We start from the raw sequence: 26,133 nt of genomic DNA on the forward strand, positions 1-26,133 counted from the left end.
CGCCGAGCTACCCCGCCGCCGCGGGGTCTCTCGTCGGATGTGTCAGCGCACGACCGATGGCCCCGGGAAGGGGCCCATCATGCGTACGGTCGGCGCTGGCTGCATGCCCGCATCGTGGCACGCCGCCCGATGCGCCGTCATCCGGTTTTCGGTCCTCTGGCGCTCAGGACGGATAGTCCAGCACGAGATACTCGTACTCGCCGAAGTCGACGACCTTGTCCCGGTCGCGGTCGACGAACACCGTCAGATACACGTCGCCGGTCGCGCCCGGGGCTTCCCGCCGCGCAGCGATGGTGGAGATGTAGATCTGCCCGAGGTCGGTCGAGTACGGCTGGATGCGGGTGTCCACGAAGTAGTTGTTGCGGACGTCGACCAGGTTGAGGCGGCCGCTGCTGTAATCGGAGTCGGCCATGCCCATGCCCGGCGCGAACTGCTCGGTGTCGGCGACCGCCAGGCCGTCGCGAAGATTGAAGATGGTGGGATCGGTGAAGGCGCAGATTTGGACGGCCAGATCCTTCGGCGGACGCGGGAACCGCAAGAAGAACGGCTCGTCCCGCATCGTCACGTAGACCGTCTCGACGGTGCCTCGGTCGACGCGCATCGGACTGAGCTGCTGGCCCTGCCAGAATTCCAGGCCGAGACGGGGCGTACGCGCCACTTCGGACGGCGGCGTGGGACTCGGGCTCGGGCTGTCGCTCGGACTGAGGCTCGGACCGGCGCTGGACGCGGCCGGCGACGGCGCGGCCTCCGGCTGTTGCGGCCAGCGCCAGGCGGCCACCGTCACCACCAGCGCGACGAGTCCGAACAGGGTCGCGATCGCCGTCATGACTCCCGCGAGCGAGTTCCACCATTGCAGGTTGCCGAACCGCACCGCCAGCTCCCATCGCTTCGGACACACCGAGTGTCACGGCTGCGGCGTACGCCGGGAAACGGCTGAACGGCCGGTGGCGGCTCGCGTACCGTCGCGCCCGGTCGGCGATCAGCCGGAAACGGCGTACCCGCGGAGGAACGCCTGGACCCCGGCGGTGACGACGCGGTCGATCTCGGCCTGGTCGGGCAGTTGGCCGTTGCCCGCGAAGAGCACGCGGTTCCACGGGATCGACAGGACCAGCCAGCAGAAGTGGTACGCGGCCAGGACCGGGTCGGCGGCCCGCAGCCGGCCGCGCCGGGTGAGGACGGCGAAGGTCTGGCCGAGCGCGCCAGCGACCCGTTCCGGTCCGCCTTCGTAGAAGGTGTGCCCGAGTGCCGGGAAGCGGTCGGCTTCGGCGATGACCAGCCGGCGCAGCCGCATCACGTTGGGCTGCATGAGGAAGCCGACCAGGCCGCCGGCGAGGTCGGTGAGGTCGCGTTCGAGGTCCGCCGAGTCGGCCAGCCGGGCCACCCGGTCCCGGACGAGCTGGTCCACCTGGCCGACCGAGCCCAGCACCAGCTCCGCGAACAGCTTCTCCTTGCTCGCGAAGTGCTTGTAGACGGTTTGCTTCGAGACCGCGGCGCGGGCGGCGACCTCGTCCATGCTGGCTCCGACGTAGCCGTTGGCCAGGAACACGCCCGCCGCCGCCTCCAAGATCGCGTTTCGCTTCGCCGTCGGACGGTCGGTCACGTCAGTACTGTACCGTCTAGTTCTGCCGCATCCGTGGCACGGGAGGGGACAACATGTCGTTCCAGGCGTACCTCGACAACATCGAGGACAAGACCGGGCTGACCCCGCGGCAGCTCATCGCGCTGGCCCAGGAGAAGGGCTTCGACGCACCGGGTACCAAGGCCGGGGTGATCGTCGACTGGCTCAAGGCGGACTACGACCTCGGGCGCGGTCACGCGATGGCGATCGTGCACATCGTCAAGAACGGCGACAAGGTGGGCGGGCGCGACGCCGGCGAAGGCGAGAAGCTGTGGCTCGACGGCAAGGCGACCAAGCCCGCCTGAACGAGCCGCGCCTGGTGCGTGGTTGGGCTACCTTGGCGTGATGGGACTGAGCCGCCGTCACCTGCTGACCGCGGCGGGCCTGAGCTTGTCCGCCGCCGCCTGCGGCTCGAACGGCGCGCCCGCGGGATCCCCCACGGCCACCACACCCGGTCCGGCCAGCCCCACGCCGACCGCCACCGGGCTTGACGAGACCGCGCTGCGGCGTAAGGTCGCCAGCCTGCTGGTGGTCGGTTTTCGCGGCCAGACCGTCAGCCCCGACGACTGGATCGTCAAGGCGATCCGGGGGCAGCACATCGGCGGCGTCATCCTGTTCGACACCGACCAGCTGACCGGCCAGCCCCGCAACATCACCTCACCGGAACAGGTCACGAAGCTCGTGACCTCGCTGCGGGAGGCCGCGCCGGGACCGCTCATCGTCTCGATCGACCAGGAGGGCGGGCGGATCTCCCGCCTCAACCCCGGCAACGGCTTCCCCGCCAGCCAGTCGCAGGCCCAGGTCGGCGCGATCAACCAGGCCGCGCACACCACGGCCTGGGCCCAGGGAATGGTACGCAGCCTGACGTCGGTCGGCGTGACGATGAACTACGCACCCGTCGTCGACCTGGCCACGAACCCGAACAACCCCGCGATCGCCAAGCTCGGCCGCAGTTTCTCCGCCGACGCCGACGTGGTGGTCGCCAACGCCACCGAGGAGATCAAGGTCCACCGAGCGAGCAAGATCAAGACCTCGATCAAGCACTTCCCCGGGTTCGGCAGCGCGACCGGCAACACCGACTTCGACGTCGTCGACGTCACCGGCACCTGGAAACGCAGCGACCTGGTCCCGTTCCAGCGGCTCATCGCCGCCGGCACCGCCGACTCGGTGCTCGTCGCCCATCTGCTCAACCGGCAGCTCGACCCGGACAAGCCGATGTCATTGTCCCGCAAGGCGGTCAACGATCTCCTGCGCGGTGACCTCGGCTGGACCGGGCCGGTCGTCAGCGACGACATGCAGGCCAAGGGCATCACCGCCAAGTACGGCACAGACGAGGCGTTCACCCTGGCCGTCCAGGCCGGCGTCGACCTCCTCGTGTACGCCAATCAGCAGGTCTACAACCCGCGAATCGTCACCGAGATCCTCGACGTGGCGGTGAACCGGGTCAAGCGCGGCGACCTGACGATGGCGCAGATCGACGCGGCGGTGGCCCGGGTCGACACGCTGCGCCCCTGAGCCCCGGTCAGTCTTCCGGCGGCATGATCTCGACGGGGACTCAGCCCTCCGGCGCGATGATCTCGACGAGGACCGGGCCGACCCGCAGGACGCCGTCGGTCAGCGGCGTACACCGGATGCCGCCTCTGCCCCGCAACTGCTCCCGGGCGCCCGGCCCGATCGTCACGTCCATCCAGGCACACGGGTTGGCCGGGCGGTTCACCCGGAGGCGTACCGGGCCGTCACCGCTGTCCAGCACCAGGATCGAGCCCACCAGGTCGTCGACGGCCACCCCGGCGAGCAGGACGTTACGGCGTACGTGGGTCAGGTCGGCGCCGGGCGGCAGCGAGTCCTGCGCGATCACGGTCACGGCGGCGTCGAGGTGCGCCCGATGCCCGAAATAGCGGTCACCGACGATGCCGAGACCGGCGCGCAGGCGTACTTCGGCGACCAGTTCGCCGGCCGGAGCGGGGACCGGCCCGTCCTGAGGCCGTCCCTCGAATCGATGGACCGGTGAGGCGAGCAGCTGCACGATCTCCGGCATACGCGCATGGTACGCGGAACCGGGTTTGCCGAGTATCCGCGCACGTCAACCCCTGCCCGCTACGGTGGGAGGATGAGCGAGAACCCGCTCACCCCAGCTGAGCTGGGCGAAGACCCGGTCGAACCGGTTACCTCGCCCCCGTCTGGGCGGCGTACGTGGCCGATCTGGGTGGCGATCGGCGTCGCCGCCGCGCTCTTCCTGTGCTGTGCCGGGACGGCCACCGCGGGGGCGGTCGTATGGAAGCTGCGTCACGACGACTTCACCGCCAACGGCGACCTGACCTTGTCCGGTAGCGGCACGAAGGACGGCGCGGCCTGCTCGGGCAACGAGATGTACGGCGACATCGCGCAGGGCACCCAGATCGTGGTCAGCGACCCCGAAGGCACGATCGTCGCGGTCGGCACCCTCGGCGACGGCGTCACCAAGGGCCCCGACTGCGTCTTCCCGTTCACGGTGGAGCACGTGCCGAAAATGAAGAAGTTCTACGGGATCACGCTCGGCCAGCGCGGCACCCTGACGTATACGCCCGACCAGATGAAGGAAGGGTTGCACCTCTACCTGTAGGAATCGCTACTGACTGAGCTTGGCGACCGCGATCCGGGCTGCCTTCTTCGCGATCGGAATGGGACTGTCCACGTGCCGCCCGATCTGCTCCACCGCCCGGGTGGCCTTGAGCTTCGTCAGGGCGGTGATGGCGAAGGCCACGACGTCGTCGTCGTCCAGTTCGCCGATCAGCGCGTCGATGACCTCCTCCCGGCGCGCGCCCTGACCGATCCGGCCCAGCGCCTGCACGACCATCTGCCGGGCGCCCCGATAGCTTCGATCGGTGGCCAGCTCGAGCATCTCGTCGAGCAGGGCGGCGTCGGCGGCCTGGTCCAGCGCGTTGCCGACCGTCCACTTGTACCCCTCCGGCAGCCGCGGGTCGCGGAAGAGGCGTACCAGGGCGGGACCGGCGTCGGGCCGTGCGGTGCGGACGGTCAGCGCCCGGGCGACGGTGTCCCACAGGTACCACCGATCGCGGTCGGGCAGGTCCGCCGTCCCGATCTCGTCGATCCAGCGGATGAGGACCGGGACGGCGGCTTTGGGCAGATCCTCGAGGGTGGTGAGGTCGCCGGGGTGCTTCACCTGCACCCCGGCGGCCGCGAGATCTTCCGTCATCTGCCGCATCACATGTGCAAGGGCGGTAGCCATTTGTAGATCCTTATGAGCCGCAGCTGCTGAGCCGAGCGCATCGCCGTCGAGATGATCGCGTCCTGGCGCACGATGTACACCGGGACCTTGCCGACCGACTCGGCGTACAGTATCAAGTCGAGGGTCTGACCAGTGAAGTCGACGGTGTCCTCGGCCTTGACCTCGACTACGGTTCGCCGTTTGGCGTTGTAGTCCGGGAACCGGCGGGCTGCCTCACCCGAGAACGACCTGACCGCCTTCTTGCCTCGTGCCGGGATGCCCAGAGCCTTCTCAGCCTCAGCGCCCACGATCCGGTTGATCCTCAGTTGCGCGATCCGTGCGGCCCGCTTGGCCATCACCGCCGCCTCGGCGGCCTTGGCCGCCTGACGCGCCCGGATGACGTTCTTGATCTTCGCGATGCCCTTGCCGCCGAAGACCAGTTCGGCGACCGAGAACACCGCCCGTCCGATGGCTTCGCCGTAGTTGCCCCGGTTCCAGTCGTCGGCGATCGGATCCCAGACGCTGTGCCAGACGCCGCCCCAGAATTCGCCCGGGTTGTCGCCGGCGTAGTTCCACAGCTCGCTGATCTGCTGACCGCACGGGAAGCAGCCGACCACCGCGGCGCCGAAGTCCCACAGGCCCGTGACGGTCGCCCAGGCCTGCTCGCCGATGCCCTTGAAGAACCCGCCGACCTGCTTGAGCCAGTTCGGAACCGAGAAGTGGCCGTCGACCTCGAAGTTGCCGATCGGGTTGCCCGAGGCGAACAGGTACCGGTTGGCGGTGCCCGCGCCCATGCCGAGCTGGAAGTCGGCCAGGGCACCGGTGTAGAAGTCGGGCGTGAGGAATCGCGACGCGGTCGGCGAGTAGTCGCGGAATCCCATGTCGTAGGTGCCGCCGGCCTGATCCCACCGTTGGGCGTTGAACCGGTAGAGGTTCACCGGCCGCTTGACGCGGAGCAGGTCGGCGGAGTCGGGCTTGTCGACGCCCGTGAACATCGGGGCGTCGTCCTGGCCGTACGCGGTGTACCCGTAGGTGGCCCGGGTGTTGCCGCTGGTGTCGGTGATCGCTTCGACGTCACCGCGGGCGTTGTGCACGTAGTTGAACTCGCCCGTGGGTCCGCCGTCGTTCGCGGTGACGGTTTGCGAGATCCGCTCGCTGCCGGCGCCGTACCGATAGGCGGTGGTGCTCGTGGTGCTCGTGGCGACACCGGCGGTCCGTTGTTCCGACAGCACCAGGTCGCTGGCGCCCATGTACCGGATGGTGGTGTCGGCCTGTCCTTCCAACTGCGCGCCGGTGTCGCTCGCGCCGTAGATCTTCCGGCTCGTGGAGGTCGTGCGGTTCAGCGTGTCGTACGCGTAGTCGGTGATGGACTGATACCGGAAGTAGGAGACCTCGTTCCGGATCTTGCGGTCGAAGCCGTCGTAGGTGTACCCGCTGAAGCTGTTCGACGGCTCACCCGGATCGCCGCCGCTGACGATCGACGTGGACCGGATCTGCTCGGTCCGGCCGAACGGGTCGTAGTAGTAGAAGGACGAGGTCGTGGTGGTGGTGCCGTCGTCGTTCGGCGATCCGCCGATGGTCTTGGTCAACCGGTTGCGGTCGTAGAAGTTCGCGGTGGTGCTCTTCTTCCCGCCGGGCTCGGCGAACTCCTCGGTGAGGATGTTGCTGTTCGCGTCGTAGACGTACTTCTCGGTCCGGTCCGTGCCCTTGGTGACCTGGGTGACCCGATCACGCGGGTCGTACTGATAGGTCAAGGTCCGGTCGAGGTACGCGCTGGTGTTGTCGGCGTTCATCAGCCGGGCGACGTCTTCGGACGGATTGCCGTTGAGGTCGTACTTGAGCGTGTGTTCGGCGATCAGGCGACCAGGCGTGCCGGTGTTCTCGGCGAGGTGGCGCAGCCGCCCGTCAGCGAAGTACGTGTAGTCGACGTTCCCGCCGAGGGGCTTGGTCTGGTGTGCCAGCTGGCCGCGGGGCGTGTAGGTGTACGCACTTATCCGTGGGTTCGGATCGCCGGGCTGGGCCAGGTTCTTCGCGGTCGTGACGAGGTCCCGGGCGTCGTACACGAACTCGTCGATGAGTGCGTCGAAGGTCCGCTTGGTGACGTTGCCGTTGGCGTCGTAGTCGTAGGTGGAGGTGTGCTGTACCGCGCCGGCGTCGATCTCATTCATCGCGGCCAGCTGGTTGAGACCCGTGTAGGTCATCGTGTAGCGATCGATCTGAGAGCCGGTGCTTCCGTCGCTCAGCGTCGTGAGGTTGCCGTTGGCGTCGTAGGTGTAGGTGTACGACTGCCGCTCGTTGTCGACCACCCCGGTGGTGTCGCGGACGAACTTGATGGCGTCGGCCACGACGATGCCGTTGGCGTTGTCCGACAGCGTGACCATGTCGGTGTTGGTCAGGATCACCATGGGATAGGTGCCGAGGCTGACCCACTCGCCGGCGTGTTGGGTCTGGTCGACGGTCTTGGTCTGGCCGAACAACGTGTACTTGGCGTCGGTCGCCGCGCCGGCCACCGCCGGGTACCGCACGAACACCTCGTAGTCGTCGTTCGCGTGGCGGTTCGGCGGTACCCAGGTGAACTTGTTCGCCCCGGTGCCGGGCGCGTGCGTGGCGTAGTCGGTGCCGACGTATCCGGTGCCCTGGCTGGTCGTCGTCCAGTCGCCCACCGTGGCGACGTAGTGCTCGTCGGTGTTGTCCCACAGCGACACGTCGCTGCCGACCGGTACGCCTTCGTCGGCCCGGTTCTGCAGTTTGCCGTCGGGGTAGTACGACATCGTCATCGTGTGGGTGAGGCCGCCGTCCGCCCCGGTGACGGTCCGGCGGGTCTGCTGTCCCAGCGGGTTGTAGTCGAACGTCGTCGAGATGCCGAACGGGTCTGTGGTCGATGCGATCCAGCCGTTGTCCAGGTAGCTGTAGGTGGAGTCGACTCGGGCGCCCGCCGCTCCGGGGACCTTGCCCGACGTCGGCTGGGAGACCTTGGTCAGGTTGCCGACCTCGTCGTAGGTGTACTGGATCTTCTCGCCGACGGTGTAGTACGCGTCGTCCTTGTCGTACGGGAGGACCTGCTCCTTGATCCGGTTGAGTTCGTCGTACACCGCGACCTGTGCGAAGTCGTCCGGATCGTCGGTGGTGGCGACGCCGCGCGGGCTGACCACCTTGGTGCGGTTGCCGACCTGGTCGTACTCGTATCGGGTGAGGTGGTACGCGACGACGCCGCTGACCGTGTCGTACGGCTCCTTGGCCTCGGCGAGCAGCCCACGCGCGTCGTACGTCAGGAAGGTCTGGTTGTTCTCCTCGTCGGTGGTCGTGACCATCAGCCCGTCGTGGTCGTAGCCGACGCTCGAGGTGAAGCCGGCCGCGTCGGTCGAGGTATGCACCTGGCCGTCGCTGTCGTAGGTGACCTTCGTGGTGAAGTCGTCCGGGTCCGCCGTGGCGTTCTTCAGCTGGTCGACCACCTTCGTGGTGTTGCCGACGCTGTCGAAGGTGTAGCTGATGACGCCGTTGCGGGCGTCGGTGATCGTGGTGTTCTGATAGATCTCGTCGTACGCGTAGCGGGTCACGAAATCGTTGGCGTCGGTGGTGAGGTTGCCGTTCGGCTCGGTCACCGTGAGGACGTTGCCGACCTTGTCGTAGCCGTAGCTGGTCTTGCGGTCCGGTCCGCCGGTGGTGTCCTTCGGCGCGAAGGTGGCGGTGGTCCGGTCGCCGGCGTCGTAGGTGGCGGTCGTCAGGGCGCCGTTGGCCGCGGTGGATTCGAGGATGTTGTCGTTGGCGTCGTATACAGGGGCCGGTTTGACGAGGAAGTCACCGGTCGCCGCGTTCTTGGGCACCCGCGCGGTCAGCGGACGGTTCATCAGGTCGAAGCCGAACGTGCTGGTCTTGCCCTTGGCGTCGGTCACGGACAAGACGTTTCCGCGCACGTCGTACGCCTTCGTGCTCGTCCGGGTCAGCGCGTCGGTGCTCGTCTTGGGCAACCCCGTGGGGTCGTAGGTGCCGAAGGACGTGCTGTGCCCGTTGGCGTCGGTGATCTTCGTCAGCTGGCCGAAGGTGTCGTACTCGTAGGTGGTCGTGAAGTCGCTGGCGGCCGGGGTGCTGGTGCCGGCCGGATCGGTGGCGCTGGTGAGGTTGCCCTCCAGGTCGTAGCCGAACGTCCAGCGACGGCCCTCGGAGGACTGCTTGGCGATCAGGTCGGCCCAGTGCCCGGTCAGCCCCGACTGGTACGCGTACGTGGTGCCGGGCCAGCCGTTCTTGACCTGCTCGGCGGTCTTCGACTCGGTCGGATATCCCGTCTTCGGGTCGTACGCCGAGGTCGACACCGAACCGTCGGCCTCTTCGAGGCGGATCACATTGTGGTCGCCGTCCCAGCCGAGCTTGGTCGTCTGGTTCTTGGCGTTGGTGGTCTGGAACGTCCGGCCGTACCCGTCGGTGAGGAAGGTGGCCGGGTGGTTCTCGGCGTCGACCACCACCGTGGTGATGTTGTCGCCGGTCTGCCCGTCGGGGTCGCTGTAGGCGAACGCGATCGGGTTGCCGAGCCGGTCGGTGTAGTCCTTGGTCGCCCAGTGGAACTTCGGGTCGTCATCGGGCAGGCCGTAGTACCGCAGCGCGGTGCCGTGGCCTCGCGGATCGACGACCTTCACGAGCTTGACGTTCTTGTTGCCTTGCGTCATGTCGTACTGGAACCCGAACACCTTCGGCTGGGTCCATCCGGCGCCGTCGATCAGCTCGCCGAGCAGGCCCTTGTCGGTGTAGGTGAAGGTCAGCGTACGGCCGGCGATGTCCACGATGGAGCGGACGTGGTCGATGATCTTCGGGTTGGTCAGGTTGCTCTGCCCGGTGACCTTGGCCCAGGTGGTGTCGTTGACGTAGTCGTACGTGTCGCCCTTGGCCCAGTAGGTCAGGGTGAGCACCTGGCGTCCGGTGGCGTCGGTGATGTATTTGAGGAACTTGGTCGGCTTGTTCTGCGAGCGGCGCACCTCGTAGGTGAAGGTCATGAGGTTGCCGTTCTTGTCCTCGATCGACGACAGGTACCCGTCGCAGTCGTAGGAGAAGACGGTGCGGTCGGGCCGGGTCATCGTCCAGGCGCGGTCCGCTTCCGTCTGCGCCTTGCACGTGACGAGCTGCTGCAGGAACAGGTGCACGCCCTTCGGCGAGGTCCACTCGTTGGCCGTCGCGTTCCAGCTGAAGGTGTGCGTGGTGCCGTCGCCGTCGGTGAGTTTGACGGTCGTCGGGTTCGGATTCGGGTGGAAGTCCAGGGACGAGCCCAGGCGCAGCGGCGACGACGCCTGCAGCGACCAGCCGTACCCGGTCACCGTGTCGGTGGTGTCCTGCGAGTTGTACGCGAGTCGCAGGACGGTCGAGATGCCCCGGGACGGGTTGCTCATTGCGTCGTAGGTCCACACGGTGTTGCCCGCGTGCAGGTTGTTCATCAGGGCGGACCCGGCGCCGGTGTCGACCCCGTCGTAGCTGTAGAAGCCCTCCAGACCGAGCTGGTCGGACGTGGGTTCCTCGACGGCGACCTTCTGGTCGAGCGCCGCGATGCCGGCGGACGCGGACAGCCACTGACCGGTCGTCTTGTTGTGCAGCTCCCACTTGAGCACGTAGTCGGTCCGCTTGTTCGCGTCGGACGGCGCGGGCGTCTTGACCGTGGCGGTCACGTCGGCCGTCGACCCGGCGGTGATGTCGCGGGGCAACGCGGTCGCGACCTGGTTGCCGCTGGTCGTGACGTCCGTGCCGTCGGGCAGCGTCCAGTGGTAGGACAGCTCCCAGTTCGCCGCGGGCCAGGCCGTGGTGGTGGGGTTGGAGACCGAGACGGTCACCGGGTAGGTGCTGGCCGGCGCCATCAGCCCGGCGGTGCCGGGCGCGTAGTAGGTGGACTCGGCGGTGGGTTCCAGGTAGGTGACCCGCAGCGTCGGGCGCAGCATCGGCTCGGCGCCCTCGCTGGACAGCAGCATCGCGCGCTGGGTCGACACCGCCTCGTCACGCATCTTGAGCAGGAACCCGTAGTTCGACGCCGGGGTGGTCAGCCAGCTCTTGACGGTGTTGGTGACCGTCCACGACTCCCACTCGGGGTCGTTGGTGAACCCGTCGAAGTAGGACTCGGCCGTCGCGTCGTAGTCACCGCCCGGAGTCGTCCAGGCGGTCCCGGACGCGGCGCTGTTCCAGGTGGCGGTGGTCTCGTCGAAGGCCCGAGTGAGCCGGTGCACGTCGACCTTGCCGTCGGTCACGTCGCCCGGGTAGAGGCCGGTGTTCCACATCTCCAGCTGCGCGTCGACGACGTTCGCGTTTCCTGGTACGCCCGCCAGGTTGGTGAATCTCACCAGGCCCCGGGTGTCCCCGTACGCGCTGGAGTTGTTGCCCGGTGACACGTACGGGTCACCGCCGTAGACGTTGACGTTGGCCGTGGGCTGCGCCGCCGACAGCGTCGTGTCGGGCACCTGGTTGGCCGTCGTCTCCCGGAAGACCTTGGTGATGCGGCCCGCCTTGGGCAGCAGGACGCCCTGGGTCGGCCCGGCGATCACCTGCCCGTCGGCGGTCTTCACCGCGATCATGTAGTAGTAGAAATGCCGCTTGAGGGGGTCGTTCTCGTCGGTGGGGGTCGGGGACGCCGTGGTGTCCTGGTAGGTCCGCAGTCCCGACGACACCGGGGCGACCAGGGTCGCCGCCGACGGCACGAAGGTCTGGTAGACGCTGCGGTGGACCTGGTACTCGACGATGTCGTCCGCGGTCGAACCGGACCCGGTCGGGTCGGCGTACGCCGGCCAGGTCAGCGCCGCCCCGGTCGCGGTGATGGTCGTCGGCACGTCCACCGCGACGCCCGGCCGCCCGAACGTGACGACCAGCTTCGGCAGGTTGTAGTCGCGGCGGTTGTTGTCGTACGCGTACTCCGAGGCCTCGTAGATCGGCCCGCCGCGGCCCTTGTCGGCCTCGTCGACGGCCTTGACCATGAAGCCGTAGTTGGGCTGCGTGCCGTTGACCCAGTCCTGCACGACGTTGCGGACCGGGAAGCTGTTCCACACGCTGGAGACGCCGGCCTTCCTCGTGGTGGTGCCCCACTTGGTCAAGCGCACGGCGTCGGCGATCACCGACTTGTTCGCCACGTCGCCGAGCACGACCCGGCCGGTGGTGCCCGCCGCGAACGGATGCACGCCGAGGGTCTTCCACACGCCGTCGGCCGCGCCGGTCTGGTCCACCGTGTACGCCTTCGACCCACCGTTGTAGAACACCGTGTACGGAGTCGCCGTCGAGCGGTCGGACTCCGACGTGAAGTGCACCTCGACCTGATAGTCCCCGGCTTCGGTGATCGTCGGCGTCCACGTGTGCGTGTTGCCTGCCGTCGCGTCATTGTTGTACCGGTAGTCCGCGCCGATCGCCTTGGCTGTCAACGAGTTCGCCGAGTACGGCCAGGTGCCGGAGAACGAGGTCCCGGCGTCGCCGTCGTCGACCACGATCACGTTCCCCGCGGGCTGCGCCGCCATCGCGGTGTTGATGCTCCCCCACGTCGCCGTCGACTCGTCCCAGGAGCTGGTCACCCGCCGCGCTTCCAGCGCGACGTCGTACGCGTAGCTCCAGTGCGTCTGCGAGTAGTAGAGCTGCAGCTGCGCGTCGTCGATCGGCGTACCGGCGGGGATGCCGGTGAGCGGGAACCGAACCAGCGAGCGCCACGTGTTGGCCGACTCGGTGCCGACCCGCAGCTGGTAGGTGTCGTTGTAGTTCGCGTTCTGGGTTCCCGAGTAGATCTCGACGTCCTGCCCGTCCGTCGGCACGGGCTGGATCTTGATCGTGGGGTCGATCGTCACGGGGTACCGGCGGGACGCGTCGGCGAGCCAGGCCGCGTCCGGCACGATCGTGATCTCGGCCGTCGAGCCGTGCTGGGTCAGGATCTGCGCCACGTTGCGCGACATCGTCTTGCCGACGTCGGACTTCGCGTCGTCCTTCGAGTCGAACATGTACGGCGCGGGCATCACGAACAGCACCCGTCCGCCGTCCGGCCCGGTGAACTCGATCGACCCGTCGGCCGCCTGGCGTGCGATCAGCCCGCCGGTCTTGATCGACAGCGTCACCGCGAACGGCTCCGCCGGCGCCTTCGCCAGGACGAAGTCCTCCTGCAGCGTCGTCGAGGTCACCTCGTACACGACGTCCGCGCCGGACGCCGCACCGGCGTACGTGACGGTCGAGCCGGCGACCTTCGGCGTCAGGTCCGCGGGCAGTCCCGCCAGACCCAGCTCGATGTGCCGGCCGCCGGACTCGAACCGCACCAGCTTGTCGCTGCGGTCACCGAAGCGCGAGGTGAAGGCATTGGCGACATTCTGGTACGCCCAACCGCCCGAGCCGGGCCGAACCGTGAGGTCGATCGGCTTCCAGGTACGACCGTCGCGGTAGTTCAGCGGGGTCTGCGACACCTCGGCCTGCATCCGGCCGTCCGACAGTTGATAGAACCGCGCGTTCTGCGTACGCCGGGCGGTCAGTTCCTTGACCCGCTTGGCCGGCGCCCACGCCTTGCCCTTCGTCGCCGGGTCGTCGTGCGGCACCCCGTCCAGCTTGAGGTCGACCGACTTCGGCGGCTCCTTCGGCCGTGGCGCGGAGGTCGCCCCGAACAGGCGGCGCACCGGATCCCAGAACCCGCCTGGATCCTCGGCGGTCTGCTGGGCACTCGACGGTGTGGCGAACGCCGGCACACCCGAACCCATGATCATGACGACACTCAGTGCGCCGGCCAACAGCCAGCGACGGCTCTGGTTTCGCAAGGCCGAATCCTCCCCAGGACCGGGTGCACAGCACCCGAATCGGCCCATCGGCGCGGGGATCACTCGACATCGCGCGGCCCCCGTGCCGACGGTCTTCGGTTGTCGGCGCCGCCGATGCAACTTGCACCCACGACGATGCGCCACATCTTCGGCAGTGACGAACATCGCTGTCAACAGTGTCGAATCGACCTCTGATCGCCGCCGAACCGGCGATCGCCGAGCCATCTGCCTGCGGCTACGCGGGCCTCGCCGGTCAGCCCGCAAGGGAGGCGAGCGTTACGGAGCCGTTATCGCTGTCGCGGACTTCTCGACAGCCGCACGACGCGGACCGTGTCACGCTCCGCGACATGATTTCCATATGTCGATGTCCGCGAATGACGAACGGGCGGACCGGAGACTCCGGCCCGCCCGCGTACGCCGCGAATCAGCTCACGGCAGGAAGTAGTTCGGGTTCGGCAGCTTGAAGGTGCGGTCGGCGTACCCGCCCTCCAGGTCGCTGAACTGGTCGCCGAAGTTCGCGACGATGTCGTAACCCAGCGACTCGATGTGCGCCCGGGTCGCCGACTTGTAGTGCACCGTGGTGCAGGAGCCGTTGGGGTCGCCCGCGCAGGCCGCCTGCAGATAATCCGGGTACTGGGCGACCGGCGGCTTCGTGAACAGCCCGTCCTCGCCGTCGACCAGCGTCGTCGGGGCGGGGTAGCCCGCGTCGACGCCGACTCCGTCCGAGGTCAGATTGCCCAGCGTGGCCGCCTCCTGAGCCAGCGGCCGCCCGGTCAGGAAGAAGACCGCGTAACCCTGCTCCTGGGCGTACCGGACGAGGTCGACCATGCCGAAGACGGCCGGGAACCGCTGCTCGGTGACGAACTGCCCATTGGTCGTGGGGTTGTACGCCCAGTTGCTGAACACCTCGTAGTTCCAGGTCAGCAACGTCGTGTCGTCGACGTCGAGGACGATCGCCTTCGAGCCGCCCGGCTTGTGCCGCATGGCGTCCAGCCAGCGGCGGCCGGCCGACGCGACCTTGCGGGCCTCGTCGGCGTAGTTGCCGTCGTCAGCGGCGATGCCACTGCCGAGCGGGTCGCCGTAGTAGTTGCGAAGCTGCTGGCGCAGGACATCGATGTTGGTGACCTGCTCGGCGTACTTCGGGGTGATGGTCTTGATGGCCGGCTGCGGGGTCGCCGCGGAGGCCAGCCCGCCCACGGCGACCAGAGCGGCCGCCACCAGCGACGTGGTGAGGACGCGGCGCGGTGAGCGCCAGGATCGTGAAGTCACGTCACGTTCCCTTCATCGGGGGTTCACTTTGACCCCGTGACGCTAACGCCAAGATCGGATCCGCGCACGACAGGGCACGCGGTCGAAACGCGCTTGCCAGGGCGTGCGATGATCGAACCTATGATTCGCCTCATGCGAAAGGGCGTGCGCGCCCTCGCGGTATGACCGCGCCGCGGCACCTACGTGCCGCCTCCTGGAAGCTGGCCGCTGACATCCGCGACGAATGGCTGCACGTCGGCCTCGCCTGTGGCCCGGCCGATCGGTCCGCCGCCGAACACGCGCTCACCAGGGTGTACGCGTCGATGGGCCGCTCCCGGCCGGAGTTCGTCTGGGTCCGATCGCCTCGGGAAGCCCAGCCGCTCGTCCGTGACCTGCCGACCCTGGCCGGCCTGTACGCCTGGATCACGGCTCCCCCGCCCGACGCCGATCCCCCACTGGCCAGTGATCTGGCGACCGTGGTGGCCCGGCTGCGCTGGCGGATGGACGACCGGATCGACACTCCGGCGTTCGATCCGAAGCCGCCCAAGCGCAAGAAGGGCGAGCCGTGGCCGGATCACCCGGTCGACCGGGCGATCGACTTCGGCGTGCCGTTCGTCGAGATCCTGCGCAAGCACGTCCGCGACGAGCTGTTCCTCCAGCTGATCCGGGCGTACGCCGCCCCCGCGAAACAATCGCTCGGCGAGCCGAGCCCGGTCTGCTGGTTCGGCCAGCAGGAGGCGCACTGGATCGCCTACTACGACGTGTGGCGGCAACTCGGCTTGGCCGACTTCGGCCCGGCGCTCGACGCCCAGCTCGACGTCTGGGGCGACCTCGCCCGCTCGGCCGGCTGGTTCTGGCCCGGCGAACAGGCGTGCGTCGTCGCCGAGCGACCCGCCCGCCCCGGCGTGTACGCCGACGGCTTCACCATCCCCTAACCAGATGAGCGCTGGATCAGGGACCGAAGTCGAATCATGCGCCACGATTCGACGCGGATCCCTGATCCAGCGCCGAAAACGCGGCGCGCCGCGCGAGTCAGGCAGGCACCGGGTCAGGCAGGCAGCGGGTCAGGGCGACACCGTGATGGGTTGGCTCGGGGCGACGGCGTGCCAGCCCGCGTGCGGCTGATCGGCGTGCCGGCCGGCTTCTGGACGCAGCGTGATCTGGGTGTCGATCCGGCCCGGCCCGTCGACGTGTACTCCGATCGCGGCCGGTCCGTAGCCGCTGGCCACCACGGTGTAGGCGCCGTCGGCCAGGTCGTCGACGGCGAAGCCGCCGGTGCCGTCGGTGTGCGTACTGCCGCGCACGGTTCCGGCCGCGTCCAGCACGACGACCAGGGCGTCTTTCAGCGGCTTGCCGTCGGGCGCGCGTACGGTCCCGGCGACGGTCGCCGCACGGCGCAGCGCCAGCTCACGCTCCACTGTGTCGCCCGGGGCCAAGCTGATCGTCAGGGCGGCGGGCAGATGGCCGTCGGCCGTCACGGTCAGCGTGTACGTTCCGGCTTCGAGCCGCTCCAGCACGATCCGGCCCGCGCTGTCCGCCCGCGCCGTCGCGACCTGCCGCCCCGCGTCGTCGGTGAGGTTCGCGGCGGCACCCGGCACGCGCGTGGCCACGGCCAGCGTGGCCGCTCCGGTCAACACGATCTCGTGATACGCCTTGGCAGCGACCTGCACTCGTGAAGCGTCGGGGCGGTATCCGCCGGCCGCGGCGACCAGCACGTAGCTTCCCGGCCGCGGGGCGCCGACGGTGAACGTCCCGGTCGCGTCGCTGGCGGCGGTGGCGAGCAGCTCCCCGCCGGCGGCCAGCAGACTCAGCCGCACCTGGGCCAGCGGCGTACCCGTGGCTGTGCGGACCATTCCGGTCAAGGCGTGGGCGGCCTCGACCACCGGGGTGTGGGCGTCGTGCGTACGCAGGGAGACGGCGGGCAGCACGCTGACGCAGATCAGCGCCACGATCAGCAGCGGCACCAGGGCGAGGAAGATCGGGGGCAGCGCATCGGCGAACGCGCGGGCGATCCCGTCGCGTACGGCGTCGGGCAGTTCGGCCAGCCGGGCGGGGGTCAGCGAGCCGACGCCGCCGGTGACGGAGACTCCGGGCAGCTCACGGGCGACCGCGTCGTACAACCGCGTCGTGAACAGCGAACCGCAGACGGCCACCCCGAGTGCGCCGCCGACCTGGCGGACGAAGGTGACGGCGGAGGTGGCCACGCCGAGGTCGGCGCGGTCGGCCGAGTTCTGCACGACGAGCACCAGCACCTGCATGATCAGGCCGATGCCGAGCCCGATGACGACCATGTACGCGCTGATCAGCGCCCGGGTGCTGTGCTCGTCCAGGGTGGACAGCAGCCACAGTCCGAGCCCGGTGAGCAGGGCACCCGCGATCGGGTACGCCTTGTACCGCCCGGTCCGGCTGATCAGCTGCCCGGACGCGATGGCGGTGACGAGGATGCCGGCGACCAGCGGCAGCATCAGCAGCCCCGAGTTCGTGGCGTTCGCCCCGGTGACGACCTGCATGAAGATCGGCAGGTAACTGATCGACCCGAACATCGCCACGCCGACGGCGATGCTGGCGACGGAGGCGAGAGCGAAAGTCCGATCCCGGAACAGCCGCGGCGGCAGGATCGGCTGCGCCGAGAATCGGGCGCTGACCAGCCACAACACCGTGAATCCGACGGTCGCCGCGATCAGCCGGCGGATCTGTGCGCTGCTCCAGGCGTACTCGCTGCCGCCCCAAGAGGTGACCAGGACCAGACCGGTCACCGCGGCGGAGAGCAGCACGGCGCCGAGATAGTCCACTCGCGACCGGGAGGTGGGCGCGGGCAGCTTGAGCACGACGGCGATCATCGCGAGGGCGATCGCCCCGAGCGGCAGGTTGATGTAGAACACCCACCGCCAGCTGGCATGATCGGTGAGGTAGCCGCCGAGCAGCGGCCCGGCGACCGACGCGACGCCGAAGGCCGCGCCGATGAAGCCCATGTAGCGGCCGCGATCCCGAGGCGGAACCAGGTCGGCGAGGATGGCCTGGGCGAGCACCATCAACCCGCCCGCGCCGACGCCCTGCACCGCCCGGTACGCGATGAGCTGCGTCATCGTCTGCGACCAGCCGCACAGCGCCGATCCGATGAGGAACACGGCGATCGCGAAGATCACGACTGGTTTGCGACCGTAGATGTCGCCGATGCGGCCGTACAGCGGCAAGGTGACCGTCGAGGTCAGCAGGTACGCCGTGACCACCCACGAGATGTGGTCGAGCCCGTCGAGGTCGCCGACGATGGTGGGCAGCGCGGTCGCCACGATCGTCTGATCCAGAGCGGCGAGCAGTACGCACAACATGAGTGCGACGAAGATCGTGAGCAGGCGGGCTTTCTGCGTCTTCGTCTCCACTGTGGCGTTCATCGCCTGGGGTAACGAGCCGTACGTACGTTACGAAACGGCCATTTCACGCATCCCGCGCGGGAAACCCGCGTGATCTCGGCGCACGGCCCGGGTACGGTCGGGCGATGCCCGAATTGCAGCAGCTGGACCCCGGTCACGCCCCGGCGGTACTGGCCTTCGAGGTATCGAATCGCGCCTACTTCGCGACCTCGATCACGGACCGGGGCGACGACTACTTCGCCGAGTTCGACGCCAGGTTCGACGCCTTGCTGGCCGAGCAGAAGGCGGGCGTCTGCGCCTTTCACGTGCTCGTCGACGACGACGGTTCGGTCGTGGGCCGGGTCAATCTGGTGGACTTCGAGCACGGTGCCGCCGAACTCGGCTACCGGGTCGCGCAGCATGTCACGGGCCGGGGCGTGGCGACGGCGGCCGTTCGGGAGGTCTGCGCGCTCGCGGCGGACCGGTACGGGCTGCATACCGTGCGGGCGGCCGTGTCGCTGCAGAATCTCGCGTCGCAGAAAGTGCTGGTCAAGGCCGGATTCGTCGCCGTCGGCCCCGCCGATCCGGCGAACGTCGGCGGTCAGCCGGGCACCTGGTATCAGCGCCGGATCTCGACGGTGACGTGACCTACGGTCATCAGCGGGACCTGGGCGACCACCTCGCCGTCGGGGTTGATCGCGCAGGTCGGGCCGTAGCCGACCCGTTCGGCGCCCCGCTCCCCCGTCACATCGGCGGAGACGAGCCACATCCCGGTTTCGCTTACGCGCTGACGGCGGATCTCGTTGTGCCGGGGTTTCCACCGCTCGGCGTTCTCACGACGCATCATGTTCTGCGTCGGCAGCAGCAGCACGTCCGCGTCTTGGGCGGCGACCGCGGCGGCGGCTGCGGGGAACTGGGCGTCATAACAGATGTTGATCCCGAAGCGTACGCCGTTGCGGTCGAAGACCGGGTAGGCGTCGCCGGGCTCGAAGAGCGCCTCGCCGGGCACGAGATGCGTCTTGCGGTAGCAGCCGGACAGTTCGCCGCGGTCGAGGACGACAGCCGAGTTGAGCAACCGGTCTTCGCGACGCTCGATGATGCCGAGGACCAGGGTTGGCCGGATCGGCGCGAGGCGGCGGCACACGGCTGCGAACTCGGCGGAGCCCAGGTCGAGGGCGTACCGGGTCAGGTGGTCGGCTTCGACGAGGTAGCCCTGTAGGAAGCACTCCGGGAACAGCAGCAGGTCGGCGTCACCGGCCCGCCGGGCGAAGTCTTCGACGCAGGTCAGCGCGGCGTCGACGTCGCCGAGGATCTCGGGCGTCTGGCAGGCGGCCACACGGAGTCCGGTCATGAGGTCCTCATCGGGGCGCCGATCGCCGGATCCCGGGTGTTGGTGAGGAAGTCGGTCGCGGGCAGTCTGCCGTCGGAGCGGCGGGGCCCTTGCGCCGTACGCGGATCGCTCTGCCGAAGGGTGCTCGTCGTCCAGCCGGACTGGTTCCAGGAGTTGCCGTTTTCGACGGCGGAGTCGGCCAGCACGGCGTCCCGGTTGTTGGCCAGCGCGAGGTTGTGCGAGAACTGCGCCGAGGAGTAGAAGAAGGCGAACCCGTCCTTGGCGTTGCGGTACGCCGTGTTGTTGCTCAACCGCAGGGCGCCCCGGTTGGCGCTCTCGGTGAAGCCGTAGCCGACGTTGTCCCAGGCCGCGCTGTTGGTGACGACGTGGGCGACGGCCGGGGCGGGGTCGCCGCCGCCGAGCCGGAAGCCGTTGCCGGAGCCGATCACGGCCTGCGACGCGTCGTGCCACAGGTCTTGGCCGTTGGCGTACGCCCAGCTGCGGTCGACGGTCACCGGCGAGGAGAACTCGTGCAGGTCGAAGCCGTCGTCGACGTTGGAGAAGAAGCGGCAGCCGCGTACGGTGTTGCCGGTGCCCGAGCCGTATTTGAAGGCGAGCCCGTCGGCCGCCCCGCCGGCGTCGTGGTTGCGGTAGAAGTCGCTGTCGAGCACCTGGTTGCCGGTCGTGCCGTTGTCGCGCAGCATCAGGCCGGTGCCCTTGTTGTCGTGGAAGGACAGTCCGCTGAAGACGGTCGAACGGCAGCCGACGCACACGTACGCGTGAGTCGGCGCGTTGCGGATCTCCAGTCCCCGGACGGTCCAGTACGCGGCCCGTTGGGTCACGAACCAGTCGGTGTGCGGGACGGCGGTCGCGTCGAAGACGGGACGCTCCCCGGCGGCGTTGGTCAAGGTGATGCGTTTCTGCGCGGTCCCGTTCGTCGTGATCTCGACGGACTCGGTCGGGTGGTAGGTGCCGCCCCGGACGACGATCGTCTGACCCGGTCGGACGACCGAGACCGCTTTGGCCAGGGTGGCGTACGGGCGCGCCTGGGTTCCGTCGCCGCTGTCGTCGCCGCCCGGAGCGAGGTAGATCTGACCGGTCGCGGCGCGGGGCGTACTCGTGGGAGAAGGCGCGGGTGACGACGGGGCGGCCGAGGCCGTCGGGCCGGAACCGACCACGGGCGGATCAGCCGTGGGTGGATCTTGGGGGGTCGGCGGCGGGAGCAGGACGACGGTGGCCGCGATGGCCGCCGCCGCGGTCGCACCGGCGGTGATCGTGGCGGCGGGCTTCGCGGTGAGCAGGTCCCAGAGTTTGCCGAGCAGCCCGGTCGAGACCGGCGCGAGGTGGCCGCTCGATGCCTGGGCGATCACGGCGGCGAGCCCACCGGCGACCGGCAGCAGGCCGATCTGCGCGAGCGCGACGTCGTCCGGGGCGAGCCGGCCCGCGACGATGCACTGCGGACAGTCGCGGACATGCCGGTGCAGGCGTTTCACCCACCGAGAGTCCGCCTTGCCGTCCCAGCCCCGGGCAGCGGACTGGAGCCCCGCGCAGCGTGGCGTGGCCCGCCACGCGGCCAGGATCAGGCGGGCCCGGTCGAGGTGGGCGCGCATGCGTTGAATCCGTACGCCGGTGTGCGCGACGGTGATGCCGAGGGTGGCCGCGACCTCGGCCCGGCTGAGCCCGCCGAGCAGTTCCTGCCACCAAAGGGTCAGGATGCGGCGGTCCTCGCCGTCGAGCCAGCGGGTGGCCTCACGGACGGCGTTGCGCTGCCCGGCGAGCCGGGCGCGGGTGATCGCGTCGTCGACGAAGTCGGCCTCGGGATCGGGCTGGTCGTCGGCTTCCTGCCAGACGTCGAGCCTCGGCGCGCGCCGAGTCCGTTCCCGTTCGCGGATCTGGCGCACGGCGATCGCGACGAGCCAGGACCGGAAGCTCTCCGGCTCGCGCAGTCCGGGCATGCCCTGAACGGCGCGCAGCATCGTCTCCTGCACGACGTCGTCGACGTCGGGATGGCCGTCGAGGGCCCGGCCGACGATGTTGTAGACCAGCGGCAGATGGCCGGTGAGCAACTCGGCGAGGGCCTGCCGGTCTCCGTCGCGGGCGGCGACGACCTGCGTGGTGTCCGCAAGCACGGGCGACATCGTGGCGCGCGGCAGGCGGCGCTGTCAAGACATCTACCAGTGACTATTTTCTCGGGAGTCGCGACAAAAACTGTTATGGGTTGCCGTCCGGGCCCGTCTCCTGATCGACACCGCTCCACGGATCGTCCCAGGAGGACCCATCCATGAACACCTCACGATCGCCCGGCGGACGCCCATCCGCCTGGCGCCGCCGGCCTGTGCCGGCGCTGGCCACCGCCGTCCTCGGCGTGACCGCCGGGATCATGCTCATCACCATGCCGATGGCGGAGGCCGCGGTCGCGCCGGTCAACGGCGGCGTCTACACCCTCGCCTCCGGAGCCAGCGGAAAGTGCATCGACGTCGTCGCCGCCGGCACCGGCAACGGCGCCCTGCTGCAACAGCTGGCCTGCAACACCGCCGCCACCGACATGCAGTTCAAAGCCGTCTCCCAAGCGGGCGGCTACGGACTGGTCAACACCAACAGCGCCAAGTGCATGGACGTCCCCTACGCCGACAGCAGCAGCGGCATCCAGCTGTGGCAGTGGACCTGCGGAGCCAGCACCAACCAGACCTGGACGTTCACCGCCTCCACCGCAGCAGCGGGCAAGTACATCATCAAGAGCGTCGCCACCGGGCTGTGCGTATCCGACAAGGACGGCTCCACCGCCGGCGGCAACCCGATCATCCAGGAACCCTGCTCCGACATCGCCCGCATGCAATGGTCGTTCAACTACGTCACCGGGGCGACCTCCAGCCCGACTGCCACCGCAGGTACGCCCACCGTCGCGTCCGACGGCACCGGCAAGTACCGCACGGTGCAGGCGGCGGTCGACGCGGTTCCGGTGAACAACACCAGCCGGGTGGTGATCACGATCAAGGCCGGGACGTACCGGGAGATCGTGACCGTGCCCGCGAACAAGCCGTACATCACCCTGCAAGGGCTGGGGTCGTCGGCGAGCAACACGGTCATCGTGAACAACCACTATGCCGGGGCGTACGGAACCTCCGGCAGCGCGACCGTGTTCGCGTACGGGCATGACTTCATCGCCACCAACCTCACCATCTCCAACGACTTCGACGAAAGTTCGGTCACCTCCGGGCAGCAGGCGGTCGCGTTGCACCTCAACGCCGACCGGGCCGTGCTGACGAACGTCCGGCTGCTCGGCGACCAGGACACCTTCCTGGTCAACGACGCGACGCGGGCGTACGTGAAGAACTCCTACATCGAGGGGACCGTCGACTTCATCTTCGGCGGCGGCACGATCGTCTTCGACGGGTGCAGCGTCTATGAGAAGCGCTCGACCGGCGGGCCGATCACGGCCGCGAGCACGGACACGGCGAAGACCTACGGATTCCTGTTCTACAAGTCGACCATCACCGGCGCGGCGAACAACGTGACCGGGCTCGGCCGGCCCTGGCGGCAGGGCGCCCAGGTGCTCTACCGCGAGTCGACGCTGAGCGCGACCATCGCGACCGCTCAACCGTGGACCAACATGTCGACCAACACCTGGCAGAACGCCCGGTTCTTCGAATACCGGAACACCGGCTCGGGCGCCACCGTCAACGGCAACCGGCCGCAGCTGGCCGACTCGCAGGCCGCGAACTACACCCCGCAGAAGTACCTGGCCGGTTCCGACGGCTGGAACCCGATCTCCTAAGGAGTCCGTGATGCAGAGAAAACGCTTCATCGCCGGCCTGGCCGCGTCGGTGTGCACGGTCGCCGCCGGGATCATGCTCATCACCATGCCGATGGCCGAAGCCGCGGTCGCGCCGGTCAACGGCGGCGTCTACACCCTCGCCTCCGGAGCCAGCGGAAAGTGCGTCGACGTCGTCGCAGCCGGCACTGGCAACGGCGCCCTGCTGCAGCAACTGGCCTGCAACGCCGCCGCCACCGACATGCAGTTCAAAGCCGTCTCCCAAGCGGGCGGCTACGGACTGGTCAACACCAACAGCGCCAAGTGCATGGACGTCCCCTACGCCGACAGCAGCAGCGGCATCCAGCTGTGGCAGTGGACCTGCGGAGCCAGCACCAACCAGACCTGGACGTTCACCGCCTCCACCGCAGCAGCAGGCAAGTACATCATCAAGAGCGTCGCCACCGGGCTCTGCGTGTCCGACAAGGACGGCTCCACCGCCGGCGGCAACCCGATCATCCAGGAACCCTGCTCCGACATCGCCCGCATGCAATGGTCGTTCAACTACGTCATCGGGGCGACGGCGTCTCCGACGTCCGGCGGGCGTACGTGGTCGAACACGGCCGACGGATTCGCCGCGGGCACCACCGGCGGCGCGGGCGGCACGACGGTCACCGTCACCACCCAGGCCGACCTCGTGAAGTACGCCGCCGCGAGCGCGGCGTACGTGATCCGGGTCAGCGGCACCATCACGGTCACCCCGTACGGCTACGAGATCCCGATCGCATCGAACAAGACGATCATCGGCGTCGGCGCGACCGGGCAGATCAAGAACGGCGGCCTGCACCTCAACCCGGGCACGAAGAACGTGATCATCCGGAACCTCACCATCGGCGACACGAAGATGGCCTCGGACGATCCCGACGACAAGGACTTCGACTACGACGGCATCCAGATGGACACCGCCGACCACATCTGGATCGACCACAACCGCATCCACGACACCAATGACGGGCTCATCGACAGCCGCCTGGACACCACGTACCTGACGGTCTCGTGGAACGTCCTGAGCAACACGAACAAGGCGTTCGGCATCGGCTGGACCGACAACGTGACGGCGCGGATGACGATCCACCACAACTGGATCCACGACACCAACCAGCGCAACCCCAGCACCGACAACGTCGCGTACGCCCACCTCTACAACAACTACATGCAGAACATCACGTCCTACGGGAACCTGTCCCGGGGCTCGACGAAGATGGTGCTGGAGAACAGCTACTTCGAGAACGTGGCGAACCCGTACTACAACGACACCTCCGCCGCGCAGCTCAAGCAGTCCGGCAGCATCCTGGTGAACTGCAGCGGCAAGGCGCAGACCAACGGCTCGGCGTTCACGCCGTCGAGCTTCTACTCGTACACGCTCGACTCGGCGGCGAACGTGCCGTCGCTGCTGCGCACGTACGCGGGTCCGCAGGCCGACATCGCGTGATGTGTTCCGGTGGGGTCGTATTGGGCGCACGCGGCCCCACCGGTCACCCCGTCAGCCAGTCCCCCCGGGCCGTCGCTGAACGCGGCCGGGGGGCGTCCGCGCGAGCCACTGACCGTTCCGCACGGGCCATCGCGCTGCGATAGAGCGGTCCTTCGAAGACGCGGCGAGGCAACGCCCGCATCGCGTGCCGGAGGGCGTACGCCGACGCGGTCGCGGACAGGTCGGTGGTCGGCAGCCCCGGCAGCAAGTAGAGCCGGCGCGCCCAGCGGGGCAGCAGACTGACGCCGAGCGCGCTGAAGCTCCACCAGGCGAACCGCACGGGCGTCAGGCCGAGCCCGTACGGCATCGGCGGCGACACGAGGAAGCGCAGCACCTCCATCGCGCCCGGCGTCGTGGCCAGCTGGGGTCGCGTCGCGGCGTAGTACTCGGCGACCTCGGCCGCCGTACCGGGCACCGACTCGGGATCCAGCCCGACGAGCGCCGCCGCGCGACGCTGCTCGGTGTAGTAACGGTCGACCTCGTCGGCGGTGAGCCCGAGGCCGGCCCGCTGGGCGGTGGTCACGAACGAGTCGACCTCGGTGACGTGCACCCACCGCAGGAGTTCGGGTTCGTCGGCGCGGAATCGCTCGCCGGTCGCCGGGTCGACGGCGGTCATGGCGGCATGAATGGCCCGGACGTGCCGGCCGGCCGCTTCGGCTTGGGCCGTCGTCCCGTAGACCACCGTGGCGACATAGGTGATGGTGCGCTGGAGGCGACCCCAGGGATCGCGCTTGAAGTCCGAGTTCTGCATGACCCCGGCGATCGCCCGCGGATGCAGCGCCTGCAACAGCAGCGCCCGGGGTGCGGAGATCAGCAGGATCGGGTCGGCGTGCACCCGCCACGTGATCGACTCGGGCCCGAACAAGCCTAGATCGCCCGCCATCACCCGAGCGTACGCCGATCCCTGTCGGAGGTAGTCGCTACGCTGCCGGACGGCCGTTGGCGGTGGCGGCGGCGATGAGCGCAGTCACCCCGGCGATGAGGATCGGACAGCCGATCGACAGCAGGCTGAGCACGCCGAGGATCACCAGCAGCCCACCGGCGAAGCCGAGCAGCCCTCGTCGGTGCGCGCGGCGCCGGTCGACGGCGTACCCGCACAGAACCACCGAGAGCCCCAGCGCGGCGAGCACCCACCACAGTGGTGTGTCGCCTTGGCCCCGCATGATGACGACGTACACGGTCAGCATGACCGCGGCGGTCACCGCAGCGATCGCCGCGAGCAGATCCCATCGACGCCCCATGCTTCGAGAATAGGCGATCCGCCGTTGACAAATTAGAAATACATCGATATGGTGCTGGACTAGGAAAGCGCTTTCCACATCCGAACACCGCCCCTGCGCGCCCACGCATCGGCGGACG

General features: G+C 68.7%; 18 protein-coding genes. 7 read left to right on the top strand and 11 right to left on the bottom strand.

From position 1 onward, the window contains the following. Nucleotides 1–163 precede the first annotated feature (163 nt). Nucleotides 164–871, bottom strand: coding sequence for a hypothetical protein (locus HDA40_RS03090; RefSeq protein WP_253751317.1), 708 nt, complete (start codon nucleotides 869–871; stop codon nucleotides 164–166). Nucleotides 872–979: 108 nt separating this feature from the next. Further along, nucleotides 980–1,600, bottom strand: a complete 621-nt coding sequence (locus tag HDA40_RS03095; RefSeq protein ID WP_253751320.1) for a TetR/AcrR family transcriptional regulator — start codon at nucleotides 1,598–1,600, stop codon at nucleotides 980–982. Nucleotides 1,601–1,653: 53 nt separating this feature from the next. Here HDA40_RS03095 and HDA40_RS03100 point away from each other — a divergent pair, with 53 nt between their 5' ends. Then, complete coding sequence (locus HDA40_RS03100) at nucleotides 1,654–1,923, top strand: DUF4287 domain-containing protein (RefSeq protein WP_253751322.1); 270 nt, start codon at nucleotides 1,654–1,656, stop codon at nucleotides 1,921–1,923. Nucleotides 1,924–1,963: 40 nt separating this feature from the next. Next, nucleotides 1,964–3,133 (top strand): glycoside hydrolase family 3 N-terminal domain-containing protein, encoded by a 1,170-nt coding sequence (locus HDA40_RS03105; RefSeq protein ID WP_253751324.1) that lies wholly within the window; start codon nucleotides 1,964–1,966, stop codon nucleotides 3,131–3,133. Nucleotides 3,134–3,173: 40 nt separating this feature from the next. On the opposite strand, the gene HDA40_RS03110 is transcribed toward HDA40_RS03105, so the two are convergent. Then, entirely contained in the window at nucleotides 3,174–3,656 is a 483-nt protein-coding gene (locus tag HDA40_RS03110; RefSeq protein WP_253751326.1) for a molybdenum cofactor biosysynthesis protein, read from the bottom strand. A gap of 72 nt (nucleotides 3,657–3,728) precedes the next feature. Between HDA40_RS03110 and HDA40_RS03115 the strand changes: the two genes are divergently transcribed. Continuing rightward, nucleotides 3,729–4,220, top strand: a complete 492-nt coding sequence (locus HDA40_RS03115) for a hypothetical protein (protein ID WP_253751328.1) — start codon at nucleotides 3,729–3,731, stop codon at nucleotides 4,218–4,220. Nucleotides 4,221–4,226: 6 nt separating this feature from the next. Here the strand turns inward: HDA40_RS03115 and HDA40_RS03120 are convergent, their stop codons facing one another. From HDA40_RS03120 to HDA40_RS03130, 3 genes are all read right to left on the bottom strand, one after another. Further along, complete coding sequence (locus HDA40_RS03120; RefSeq protein WP_253751330.1) at nucleotides 4,227–4,847, bottom strand: HEAT repeat domain-containing protein; 621 nt, start codon at nucleotides 4,845–4,847, stop codon at nucleotides 4,227–4,229. Then, a complete protein-coding gene (locus HDA40_RS03125) occupies nucleotides 4,823–13,564 on the bottom strand; it encodes a golvesin C-terminal-like domain-containing protein (protein WP_253751332.1) in 8,742 nt (2,913 codons plus the stop codon). The genes HDA40_RS03120 and HDA40_RS03125 overlap by 25 nt, the downstream gene beginning before the upstream one ends. Nucleotides 13,565–13,993: 429 nt before the next feature. Then, nucleotides 13,994–14,833: an HAD family acid phosphatase gene (locus tag HDA40_RS03130; protein ID WP_253751334.1), complete on the bottom strand. Its 840-nt coding sequence runs from the start codon at nucleotides 14,831–14,833 to the stop codon at nucleotides 13,994–13,996. 161 nt (nucleotides 14,834–14,994) lie between these two features. Here HDA40_RS03130 and HDA40_RS03135 point away from each other — a divergent pair, with 161 nt between their 5' ends. After that, entirely contained in the window at nucleotides 14,995–15,747 is a 753-nt protein-coding gene (locus HDA40_RS03135) for a hypothetical protein (protein WP_253751336.1), read from the top strand. 129 nt (nucleotides 15,748–15,876) lie between these two features. On the opposite strand, the gene HDA40_RS03140 is transcribed toward HDA40_RS03135, so the two are convergent. Beyond that, the gene (locus HDA40_RS03140) at nucleotides 15,877–18,192 is read right to left on the bottom strand and encodes an MFS transporter (protein WP_253751338.1); all 2,316 of its coding nucleotides are present in this window, start codon (nucleotides 18,190–18,192) and stop codon (nucleotides 15,877–15,879) included. Nucleotides 18,193–18,308: 116 nt separating this feature from the next. Between HDA40_RS03140 and HDA40_RS03145 the strand changes: the two genes are divergently transcribed. Continuing rightward, complete coding sequence (locus tag HDA40_RS03145) at nucleotides 18,309–18,809, top strand: GNAT family N-acetyltransferase (RefSeq protein WP_253751341.1); 501 nt, start codon at nucleotides 18,309–18,311, stop codon at nucleotides 18,807–18,809. Here HDA40_RS03145 and HDA40_RS03150 read toward each other — a convergent pair. Next, nucleotides 18,782–19,513, bottom strand: a complete 732-nt coding sequence (locus HDA40_RS03150) for a carbon-nitrogen hydrolase family protein (RefSeq protein WP_253751343.1) — start codon at nucleotides 19,511–19,513, stop codon at nucleotides 18,782–18,784. The genes HDA40_RS03145 and HDA40_RS03150 overlap by 28 nt on opposite strands. Next, the gene (locus HDA40_RS03155) at nucleotides 19,510–21,630 is read right to left on the bottom strand and encodes a sigma-70 family RNA polymerase sigma factor (protein WP_275978169.1); all 2,121 of its coding nucleotides are present in this window, start codon (nucleotides 21,628–21,630) and stop codon (nucleotides 19,510–19,512) included. Before HDA40_RS03155 ends, HDA40_RS03150 begins: the two co-directional genes overlap by 4 nt. 143 nt (nucleotides 21,631–21,773) lie before the next feature. On the opposite strand from HDA40_RS03155, the gene HDA40_RS03160 reads away from it, so the two are divergent. Together HDA40_RS03160 and HDA40_RS03165 are read left to right on the top strand one after the other, a co-directional pair. Next, the gene (locus HDA40_RS03160; RefSeq protein ID WP_253751349.1) at nucleotides 21,774–23,267 is read left to right on the top strand and encodes a pectinesterase family protein; all 1,494 of its coding nucleotides are present in this window, start codon (nucleotides 21,774–21,776) and stop codon (nucleotides 23,265–23,267) included. A 10-nt stretch (nucleotides 23,268–23,277) separates the two neighbouring features. Continuing rightward, complete coding sequence (locus HDA40_RS03165; RefSeq protein ID WP_253751352.1) at nucleotides 23,278–24,735, top strand: RICIN domain-containing protein; 1,458 nt, start codon at nucleotides 23,278–23,280, stop codon at nucleotides 24,733–24,735. Between the two features lie 43 nt (nucleotides 24,736–24,778). On the opposite strand, the gene HDA40_RS03170 is transcribed toward HDA40_RS03165, so the two are convergent. Both HDA40_RS03170 and HDA40_RS03175 read right to left on the bottom strand, forming a co-directional pair. Beyond that, entirely contained in the window at nucleotides 24,779–25,660 is an 882-nt protein-coding gene (locus tag HDA40_RS03170) for an oxygenase MpaB family protein (RefSeq protein ID WP_443671298.1), read from the bottom strand. 34 nt (nucleotides 25,661–25,694) lie between these two features. Beyond that, the gene (locus HDA40_RS03175; protein WP_253751357.1) at nucleotides 25,695–26,015 is read right to left on the bottom strand and encodes a hypothetical protein; all 321 of its coding nucleotides are present in this window, start codon (nucleotides 26,013–26,015) and stop codon (nucleotides 25,695–25,697) included. Between the last annotated feature and the right edge of the window lie 118 nt (nucleotides 26,016–26,133).

The sequence above is a fragment of the Hamadaea flava genome, from assembly GCF_024172085.1.
In the GTDB taxonomy this organism is placed as follows: Bacteria; Actinomycetota; Actinomycetes; order Mycobacteriales; family Micromonosporaceae; genus Hamadaea; species Hamadaea flava.